The following is a 10,000-nucleotide window of genomic DNA, read 5'->3' as shown; positions in this document are numbered from 1 at the left end:
AATTGATAAAAAATGGAATTCAAGCCATGGCTTTTCATGGAGATAAAAGTCAAGGAGGAAGAACCGAGGCCTTGAAACAATTTAAAAATGGCACCTTAAGAGTATTGGTAGCAACTGACTTAGCCGCTCGAGGGATTGACATTAAATTTTTACCTTATGTGGTAAATTACGAACTTCCGAGGTCTCCAAAAGACTATATTCATAGAATTGGCAGGACTGGAAGAGCTGGATCCGAAGGTAAAGCCATTTCACTAATTACCGAAGAGGATAGGCATCACTTTAAAGTAATTCAGAAAAAAATGAAAAGATGGGTTGAATTAATTGATGCGGAAAACATTCTTTAACTTCTCAAAAAGATAATTCTTTTTGCTCGTCCCATTTCAGTTTTACACGATCACCAACATCAAACTCACGTTTTTTATCTTCCACTTTCCAAACTGATTTGTCTGATAAAGAAACTGTAAGTTGGTTGTAGTGAACCAGGTATTGCTTTTCTAATACTTTGGCAGACATACCAGTACTTTTAAATATCAGAACATCAGAAGGTCGAATGTATGTTTTTGACTTTTCTGGTATCAAGTTTAAATGACTGAAAAGCTTTGCTGCATAGATGTTTTTAGGATTTTCAAATATCTCTTCAGGAGAACCTTGCTGGATAAGTTTGCCTTTATGCATAATAACCAAGGAATCTGTCATCTGAAGTGCATCATCCAAATCATGCGTAACAAAAACAACAGTCACTTTCAATTTTTTAAATATTTCCTTTAACTCATTTATCAATTCTCTTCGCTGAATCGTGTCTAAACTTGAAAAAGGTTCATCAAGTAAGATCACTTGAGGCTCCAGACTTAAAGCTCTACCTATTGCAACCTTTTGTTGCTGCCCACCAGATAATTGCCGTGGCAATTTATTTCTAAAATTTTCTAAATCTAGTAGTTTCAAAAGCTCATCGATTCTACGCTTTTTATACTTTTTATCATATTGAATCAATGGTCGTCCTATGTTTTCTTCTACTGTAGAATTTGGAAATAGATGATACTCTTGGAACACCAATTGTATTTCATCATAACCTGGAACAAGTTTTTCCTTCGGGCTTAAAATTTTTTCATCTTCCAAATAGACTTCGCCAGAGCTCTTGGTCTCCAATCCAGCGATAATTCTTAAAAGTGTACTTTTTCCAGACCCACTTTCCCCAACCAAAGAAATAACTTGACCGCGATCTATATCCAAAGAAAAATTTATAAGAACTGGTTTTTCTTCCCCATATTCTTTTTGAACGGCATTGATCTTTAAATAACTCATGATAGGGAAATAGTACCTTTAACCTTTTTGGGAAGACTTTGAAACACTAAATTATACGAATGATCTACCAACTCAAGGACAAATCTATCAGACAAGCCTTTATTGAAGGTAACTGTGTTCCAATGTTTTTTATTCATATGAAATCCCGGTACAATTGCTGAATATTGCTCTCTTAACTCTACAGCATATTCAGGTTCACATTTCAAATTCACACTTTCGAAAAGTTCTATATCTATAATTGCAAAAATCTTTCCCCCTACTTTAAAACATAGTGTGTTTGCGTCAAAGGGAGTTTCCTCAGAAGTACCTGCTTTAGAAAGACAATATTCTCTGAAAAAACCAATATCCATACGAGGTTCAAGAAATATTATTAAAACAACCTTTTTGCAATCCAAATAAGAACTGCTGCCAAAAACATTAAAATCGAAATTTTGTTGATGCCATGCATCATTTTCAAGCTAAAGTTACTTTTTTTATTTGGGTCTGGCTTTTGAAATACTCTTACGAAGTAATTGCCCAATTCACCTAATTGAAAGAACTCTTTTAATCTGCTATTTGCCATGATAATTTGTTTTTGATGAAATCAACATTCTCCCTATTATTCTTCAGGATCTATCCACATCCCATCTTTTTTAATTATTTCGATCAATTCATCCACTGCCTTCTCAGAAGGAACTGATCTTTTTACGACCTCTTTCCCTTTGTAGAGTGTGATTTTTCCTTTTCCTGAACCAACGTAACCAAAGTCTGCATCAGCCATTTCACCTGGACCATTTACAATACAGCCCATAATCCCAATTTTAACACCTTTCAAATGATCGGTTCTTTTCCTAATCATTGCAGTAGTTTCCTGTAGATCAAATAAAGTCCTTCCACATGATGGGCAAGAAATATATTCAGTCTTTGACATTCTAGTTCTTGCTGCTTGCAATACCCCGAAACTAATTGAATTATGTAACTTGATCTGGTCTAGAATAGTTTCTCGGTTTTGATCAGCATAATTTGATAAATCAAGCAAAACACCATCACCAAGTCCATCTATCAACAACCCGCCAACATCCGTTGCTGCATGTAGCATTGTTTTATCTTGAGTTTGCTGAGAATATTTGACTTTGATCACAACTGGAAGATGAATTTCATTATCGATCATTTTAACGAAAGCTCTTCTCAAAGCTGCATAATTATGCAAATTTTCACTTGAAAGAATAATAACAAAATCATTTCTGCCTTTTATAAATTCAATTGCCTCTTCAATTTCAAGATCTGATATTGATAAAAAATTCAAACCAAAATGAAAGTCATTGGCAGTCTTTAATTTATTAAGATTGTATGCTGGAAACTTATTTTCTCTATCTTCTGAATTTTGCCAAACAGAATAATCTTGAATTTCTTTCATCCCATTTGGAAGCATAAACTGGATAGGGTTCGAGCCAGAAAATACATAATCGGCTCCTTGATCATTCATTTTCCACTTATCTAATTCCGGAAGATAGAAGTGACCAACTTGCTTCATTTCTTTGGGCTGGATTTGATAGATAGCAGAAATATCTGTGATCACTCTTGGAACATTTCCACCACCAAAATTAAACACTTCAATTGTTTGCCTTTTATTATATTCAAAAGGAGTAATCGGATAATTTTTTATTTCTTGAATCGCTGAATGCCCTTCCCTTCCTTGATATCTATCCACCAAAAATTGCGCAACAGGAGCTTCAAATTCCGGATCTTCGGTTAAAGAAACTCTAACCGTATCTCCTAAACCATCTTCCAACAAAGTGCCAATACCAACAGCAGATTTGATTCTTCCATCTTCTCCATCTCCTGCTTCGGTTACACCGAGATGAAGAGGATATGGTTTAAATCCACCTTCATCAAGTTTCTGAACCAACATCCTGTAAGCCTGCACCATCACTTGCGTATTGGACGATTTCATCGAAATGACGATATTATAATATTCTTCATCCTCACAAATTCTGAGAAACTCCAATGCTGACTCAACCATCCCCAAAGGTGTGTCACCGTAGCGGCTCATGATTCTATCAGAAAGAGATCCATGGTTTGTACCAATACGCATCGCGGTACCATTTTCCTTACAGATCTTTACTAGAGGAAGAAAACGCTCTTTTATTCTATCCAATTCATCTTGATAGCTTTCATCAGAATAATCAATGACTTCGAATTTTTTTTTATCAGCGTAATTTCCAGGATTTATTCTGACTTTCTCGACAATTTTAGCAGCTATTTCAGCAGCATTTGGAGTAAAGTGGATATCTGCAACCAATGGTGTAGTATACCCTCTTTTCCTTAATTCATCTTTAATTATTTGAAGGTTTTCAGCTTCCTTCATGCTTGGAGCCGTGATTCTTATCAATTGACATCCACTCTCTATCATACGAATACATTGTTCAACTGAACCTTGTGTATCCATGGTATCCACAGTAGTCATTGACTGAATCACGATGGGATTTTCTCCACCAATGGTCACATCTCCAACTTTTACAGGAATTGTTTTCCTTCTCGAATAAGAAGTGAGACTATTACAATATTTAATCTTATCAATTAATGACATCGTTTCCATATAATTATAAATCTCCTAATTGTGGCCTTATTACTATCTCTTCAACAACAGAGTTGGGAGAAAGGTTATACGCTCCCCACACAGATTCTGCTACATCCTCCGGTTTCATAAATCTCTCTTCGGGAATATCAACACCTTCCCAGCTAGCTGTAAAAGTTGCACCTGGCAAAACAGACGTAACTTTGATGTTATAATCCTTCAATTCTTGTCTCAGACATTTTGTAAAACCCAACATAGCCCATTTAGAAATCGCGTAACTTCCACCGTTAGCATAAGCTGTGAGTCCTGCGATTGAACCAATAGAAAAAATATGACCGGATTTATTTTCAATCAGCTGAGGAGTAAAAGCTCTAGTCAAATAATACGCAGAGTACAAATTCGTCTGAATCATCATTTCTAAGTTGCCCTCTGGTTCTGAATGAATAGCTCCTGGTAAAAAGACACCTGTATTATTTATTAGCACATTTGGACATCCCATTTTTGATTTTACTGAGTCAGAAAATTTAATCACTTCTTCTTTTTTAGAGAGGTCAGCTTTCAATGTAAAAATCGACTGATTTGGATATTCTGATTCAAAATATGACTTAAGTTGCACTAAATCATCTTCGTTTCTTGAACATGTGGACACAGAAAAACCTTCTTTAGCAAATCTCTCAATTATCGCTCTTCCGATTCCTTTTGTTCCTCCTGTTACTAATATATGCTTTGACATTTACTTCGCTGTTTAATAGTTAGTATGACAACTATCTAGAGTGAGCAAAGTTACATTTTTTTAAAAACTTTACGAACTTATCCGTTTATTCCTCTTCCTATTTTCAATTTTATAGTAATTTTATTTTTATGGAAACTGAGACCACTGACAGACTAGAATTAGCTGCACATTTTATTAATAGTACCAATAGTCCAATATTTTTGACAGGAAAAGCGGGAACTGGAAAAACTACATTTTTGAGAAATTTGGCTGATCTAACTCACAAAAGCTATGTGATACTTGCTCCAACAGGTATTGCTGCACTACATGCAAAAGGTGTCACAATTCACTCTCAGTTTCTTTTGCCTTTTGGATCATTTTTACCTACCAGAGAGCCTGAGGGGAATTTTACAAATAGTGGAAGTTTCTTTACACAATATAGTCTTGGAAGGAAACACACTTTAAATAGTAGCAGAAAAAAAGTACTCCAATCAGTTGAATTACTTATCATCGATGAAGTTAGCATGCTTCGAGCAGATATTTTGGATGCAATCGATTATCGCATGAAAAGTGTCAAAAGAAACTTTGAAGAACCATTTGGAGGTGTACAAATATTACTAATAGGTGACCTTTTTCAACTTCCTCCTATTGTAAAAGATTATGAATGGCAGGTTTTGGGGAAATTTTATAAGAGCATGCATTTTTTCGAAGCCAAAGCACTCCAAAACTCCGGATTAGTATATCTGGAGCTAAATAAAATATTCAGACAAAAAGATGATCAATTCATCAATATCCTCAATAATCTTAGAGAAAATAAAACTACCCAAGCAGACATTGATTTCTTGAATAGATTCTTCAAGACAGAAGAAGAAATCCTCAAACTCAAAGACAACATTATCATTACTACGCACAATAATAAAGCTGAAGCTCACAATCAAAGAGAATTAGCTTTATTAAAAAGTAAATCACATTTTTTTGAAGCAATTGTAGAAAAAGATTTCCCAGAGAATCTTTATCCAATCCCAAAAACTCTTGAGCTTAAAGAAGGAGCTCAAATCATGTTTATAAAAAATGATAGCAGTGGATTTTCAGAGTTTTTTAACGGAAAAATGGCTACTGTAAAAAGTATTGAGGAGGATGAAATTAAGGTTACAATGACAGGGAACAATGTGGAATATATTCTCAAAAAAGAGCTTTGGGAAAACAAGAGGTATGTGATAAAAGACGAGACGAAAGAACTACAAGAAGAAGTCATTGGGACTTTTGAGCAATATCCAATCAAGCTAGCGTGGGCCGTAACAGTACATAAAAGCCAAGGGTTGACATTTGACAAAGCCATTATTGACATTGGTCAAGCCTTTGCCCCTGGTCAAGTTTACGTGGCACTGAGTAGATTGCGAAGTTTGGATGGATTAACTCTAAAGAGCAGAATTCAATCGCATATAATAAGCGCTGATCGTGACGCAGTTAATTTCACACAAGGCACTACCACAAACCAAGCCCCTCTTAAAGATCTTCTAACTCAAAGTCAAAAGCTTTACATTCAGAAGTTGTTGATCAAAACTTTTGATTTTGGTGAAATCATTGAAAACTTTCATGCCTTTTTAAAATATTCTGATAACAGTATGGAATTTGAAGATCAGGAAATGCAGAAAGCTATCCCAGAAATCCATCAGTCAATTTCAGACGAAGATTCAAATACCTATAAATTCCAGCGGCAATTACTTCACCTCTTACAGACAAATGAAGAAAATCATTTGATGGATAGATTAGAGAAAGGAAGTGAGTACTATTTTAAACTTCTGAAAGGTTTATTACAAAAACTCATGCTTCATGCTGCGGAGGTTGAAAGGTTTTCGAAAACCAAAATCTATTTAGAAGGACTTGCAGAAATTGAAATTATTCTTTTAAAGAAATTAAGTGAACTTCAAAAAGTAACCTTTTTAATTCCAGCAATTTTAAATGGAGAAGAGATTGGTAAAATGGAATCAATTAATCGAAATCTAATTCAACTGAGAATAAGTTTAGCTCAAGAAGCTAAGCAAGCAGCCAAGGACAATCCTAAATTTGCTTCGGGAAAAACTGGAAGAAAAAAGAAAAAAGCAGAGAGTCCCAATATCAAATTAGAAAAAGGAGAGACCTACGAGATTACCTATACACTAAGTCAAGAGGGGAAAAGTTTCTCAGAAATTGCAGCTTACAGAGGTTTAGCTGAATCAACTATTAAAAGCCACCTTGCAAGGGGAATCACAGCAGGAAAAGTGGATATTTTTAATCATCTATCCGATGAATTAGTGAAGGAGATCTCAGTTCTGATTGAGATTGAAAATGGTGAGTTGGGAATAATTCGGGAAAAACATCCAGGAAAATATGATTTCGGAACACTTCGGATGGTCTTCGCACATATTACGAGAGATTGATCTTGGAGTAGATTTTATGGTAAGCGTTAATTTCGTTAAATAATTTTTGGTTGATTGAGTTACTAGTGAATTAAATAAAGAATTTAAAACTTGTTTTCTACAATTTCGGGAAAGTTTAATTCTTTTAAAAAGATAAACCAAGCTTTTTATAGATTGACTTGAGTCTTGTGTCTTGTATCTTGCTTCTATTGTCATTTATTACAAAAGGTATTAAACGCAAAAAGACCCTTTGGACTTAACCAAAGGGTCTGAATAATGTGGCGGCGACCTACTCTCCCGGGTGTAACCCCAGTACCATCGGCGCTGCAGGGCTTAACTTCTCTGTTCGGGATGGGAAGAGGTGGGCCCCCTGCGCTAGGCCGCCTAAATCTTACTGTTTCCTTTACATGGATATACCATTAAATTCAACAGGCTCTCTCTCGAGATTAATATTTTTAAGTTCTTATCAAGTATCAAGTGTCCAACATCAAGTCTTTAATCTTGTGTCTTGTATCTTATATCTTGCGTCTTGAATCTTAATTCATAACAAGTGTGCAGAAAATTGAGTGCTTAGACCAATGGTAAGTTTTCGGGCAATTAGTACAGCTCAGCTATGTCATCTCTGACTTTACACCTGCTGCCTATCAACGTCATCGTCTCTGACGGCCCTGTTTGGAAGTCTCATCTTGGAGGGAGTTTCGCACTTAGATGCTTTCAGCGCTTATCTCTTCCCGACGTAGCTACCCGGCAATGCAATTGGCATCACAACCGGTACACCAGCGGTCAGTCCAACCCGGTCCTCTCGTACTAAGGTCAGGTCTCCTCAAACTTCCCACGCCCGCAACAGATAGGGACCGAACTGTCTCACGACGTTCTGAACCCAGCTCGCGTGCCACTTTAATGGGCGAACAGCCCAACCCTTGGGACCTTCTCCAGCCCCAGGATGTGACGAGCCGACATCGAGGTGCCAAACCTCCCCGTCGATATGAGCTCTTGGGGGAGATCAGCCTGTTATCCCCAGAGTACCTTTTATCCTTTGAGCGACGGCCCTTCCATACGGTACCGCCGGATCACTATACCCGTGTTTCCACCCTGCTCGGCTTGTCGGCCTTACAGTCAAGCTCCCTTATGCTATTGCACTCCACGTACGGTTACCAAGCGTACTGAGGGAACCTTTGGAAGCCTCCGTTATCCTTTTGGAGGCGACCACCCCAGTCAAACTACCCACCAAGCAATGTCTCCCAGTTTTGGGATTAGATACCAAGCAAACAAAGGGTGGTATTTCAACGGCGACTCCTCAACGCCTAGCGACGCCAATTCACAGTCTCCCACCTATCCTACACATCGTTTACCCAATACCAATACTAAGCTGCAGTAAAGGTTCATGGGGTCTTTCCGTCCCGTTGCGGGTACGCGGCATCTTCACCGCGACTACAATTTCACCGAGCTCATGGCTGAGACAGTGCCCAGATCGTTACACCATTCGTGCAGGTCGGAACTTACCCGACAAGGAATTTCGCTACCTTAGGACCGTTATAGTTACGGCCGCCGTTTACCGGGGCTTCAATTCAGACCTTCGCTTGCGCTAAGTCCCCCTCTTAACCTTCCGGCACCGGGCAGGTGTCAGGCCTTATACTTCGTGTTGCCACTTCGCAAAGCCATGTGTTTTTGCTAAACAGTCGCCTGGGCCTTTTCACTGCGGCCTCCCACATTGCTGCGGGTAGGCGCCCCTTCTCCCGAAGTTACAGGGCCATTTTGCCGAGTTCCTTAGCCATGATTCACTCGAGCACCTCAGGATTCTCTCCTTGACCACCTGTGTCGGTTTGCGGTACGGGTCGATATACGCTTAACGCTAGAAGTTTTTCTTGGAAGCACTTAGGACAACTATCCGATTGTCCGTAGACGCTCGGTACTATCACCTTCGGCTAAAACCACGCATTTAACTATGGCTCCAATACCTACAAGCTTTAACCCGGTATTCCGTCACCGGGCGTGTCTTTCATCACTCCGTCACTCCATCACCTGTATATCAAGTATGGAAATATTAATCCATTTGCCATCGACTACGCCTCTCGGCTGCGCCTTAGGTCCCGACTGACCCTGATCCGATTAGCGTTGATCAGGAAACCTTGGTCTATCGGTGTGCGGGTTTCTCGCCCGCATTATCGTTACTTATGCCTACATTTGCTTTTCCAAATCCTCCAGTGCACATCGCCATGCACATTCACCGGTAATTGGAATGCTCCCCTACCACTGTACTTATCATACAATCCTACGCTTCGGTATTACACTTGATGCCCGATTATTATCGACGCCCTGCCGCTCGACCAGTGAGCTGTTACGCACTCTTTAAAGGAATAGCTGCTTCCAAGCTAACCTCCTGGCTGTCTCTGCAGCTGGACCACCTTTGTTCAACTTAGTGTAAATTTTGGGACCTTAGCGGTAGGTCTGGGTTCTTTCCCTCTCGGACACGGACCTTAGCACCCATGCCCTCACTGCCGTTACTATATGCCGGCATTCGGAGTTCGTCAGGATTTGGTAGGATATGACTCCCCCTAGTCCTATCGGTAGCTCTACCTCCGGCATACATTCCACGACGCTGTTCCTAAAAACATTTCGGGGAGTACGAGCTATTTCTCAGTTTGATTGGCCTTTCACCCCTACCCACAGATCATCCGGAAACTTTTCAACGTTTATCGGTTCGGTCCTCCACTCTGTTTTACCAGAGCTTCAACCTGTCCATGGGTAGATCACAAAGTTTCGCGTCTACCGCCTCTGACTCTAACGCCCTGTTCAGACTCGCTTTCGCTCCGGCTGCGGATCTTAAACCCTTAACCTTGCCAGGGACGAGTAACTCGTAGGCTCATTATGCAAAAGGCACGCCGTCACCCAACTAATGGGCTCCGACCGCTTGTAAGCGCACGGTTTCAGGTTCTATTTCACCCCGTTATTCACGGTACTTTTCACCTTTCCCTCACGGTACTTGTTCACTATCGGTCTCTCAGGAGTATTTAGCCTTTCCGGATGGTG

Annotated in this window: 7 protein-coding genes and 2 rRNA genes (2 of these 9 running past the window's edge); 2 read left to right on the top strand and 7 right to left on the bottom strand. The window is 39.2% G+C overall.

Translation table 11 applies throughout. The features are described from left to right. A protein-coding gene (locus BELBA_RS08940; RefSeq protein WP_014772395.1) for a DEAD/DEAH box helicase crosses the window boundary here: on the top strand, nucleotides 1-344 show its final stretch. Its footprint begins 787 nt before the window's first position; 344 of the gene's 1,131 nt are visible here — the last part of the coding sequence; the start codon falls outside the window, past its left edge; the stop codon is at nucleotides 342-344. Between the two features lie 4 nt (nucleotides 345-348). On the opposite strand, the gene BELBA_RS08935 is transcribed toward BELBA_RS08940, so the two are convergent. The 5 genes from BELBA_RS08935 to BELBA_RS08915 are packed head-to-tail and all read right to left on the bottom strand — an operon-like array spanning nucleotide 349 to nucleotide 4,592. Next, nucleotides 349-1,302, bottom strand: coding sequence for an ABC transporter ATP-binding protein (locus BELBA_RS08935; protein WP_014772394.1), 954 nt, complete (start codon nucleotides 1,300-1,302; stop codon nucleotides 349-351). Continuing rightward, entirely contained in the window at nucleotides 1,299-1,652 is a 354-nt protein-coding gene (locus BELBA_RS08930; RefSeq protein ID WP_014772393.1) for an MmcQ/YjbR family DNA-binding protein, read from the bottom strand. Before BELBA_RS08930 ends, BELBA_RS08935 begins: the two co-directional genes overlap by 4 nt. 20 nt (nucleotides 1,653-1,672) lie before the next feature. Continuing rightward, a complete protein-coding gene (locus tag BELBA_RS08925) occupies nucleotides 1,673-1,864 on the bottom strand; it encodes a DUF6728 family protein (RefSeq protein ID WP_014772392.1) in 192 nt (63 codons plus the stop codon). A gap of 36 nt (nucleotides 1,865-1,900) precedes the next feature. Beyond that, the gene (gene ispG / locus BELBA_RS08920) at nucleotides 1,901-3,880 is read right to left on the bottom strand and encodes a (E)-4-hydroxy-3-methylbut-2-enyl-diphosphate synthase (RefSeq protein WP_014772391.1); all 1,980 of its coding nucleotides are present in this window, start codon (nucleotides 3,878-3,880) and stop codon (nucleotides 1,901-1,903) included. 4 nt (nucleotides 3,881-3,884) lie between these two features. Beyond that, entirely contained in the window at nucleotides 3,885-4,592 is a 708-nt protein-coding gene (locus BELBA_RS08915; protein WP_014772390.1) for an SDR family oxidoreductase, read from the bottom strand. 128 nt (nucleotides 4,593-4,720) lie between these two features. Between BELBA_RS08915 and BELBA_RS08910 the strand changes: the two genes are divergently transcribed. Continuing rightward, the gene (locus tag BELBA_RS08910) at nucleotides 4,721-6,991 is read left to right on the top strand and encodes a helix-turn-helix domain-containing protein (RefSeq protein WP_014772389.1); all 2,271 of its coding nucleotides are present in this window, start codon (nucleotides 4,721-4,723) and stop codon (nucleotides 6,989-6,991) included. 255 nt (nucleotides 6,992-7,246) lie between these two features. On the opposite strand, the gene rrf is transcribed toward BELBA_RS08910, so the two are convergent. Both rrf and BELBA_RS08900 read right to left on the bottom strand, forming a co-directional pair. Next, nucleotides 7,247-7,358 (bottom strand): 5S ribosomal RNA (gene rrf / locus BELBA_RS08905). Between the two features lie 189 nt (nucleotides 7,359-7,547). Continuing rightward, nucleotides 7,548-10,000: ribosomal RNA gene (locus BELBA_RS08900) — 23S ribosomal RNA — on the bottom strand; it runs 431 nt beyond the window's last position.

The sequence above is a fragment of the Belliella baltica DSM 15883 genome, from assembly GCF_000265405.1.
Lineage (GTDB): Bacteria > Bacteroidota > Bacteroidia > Cytophagales > Cyclobacteriaceae > Belliella > Belliella baltica.
Note: the sequence above shows the minus strand (reverse complement) of the source record. Positions and strands in the feature narration are given on the sequence as shown.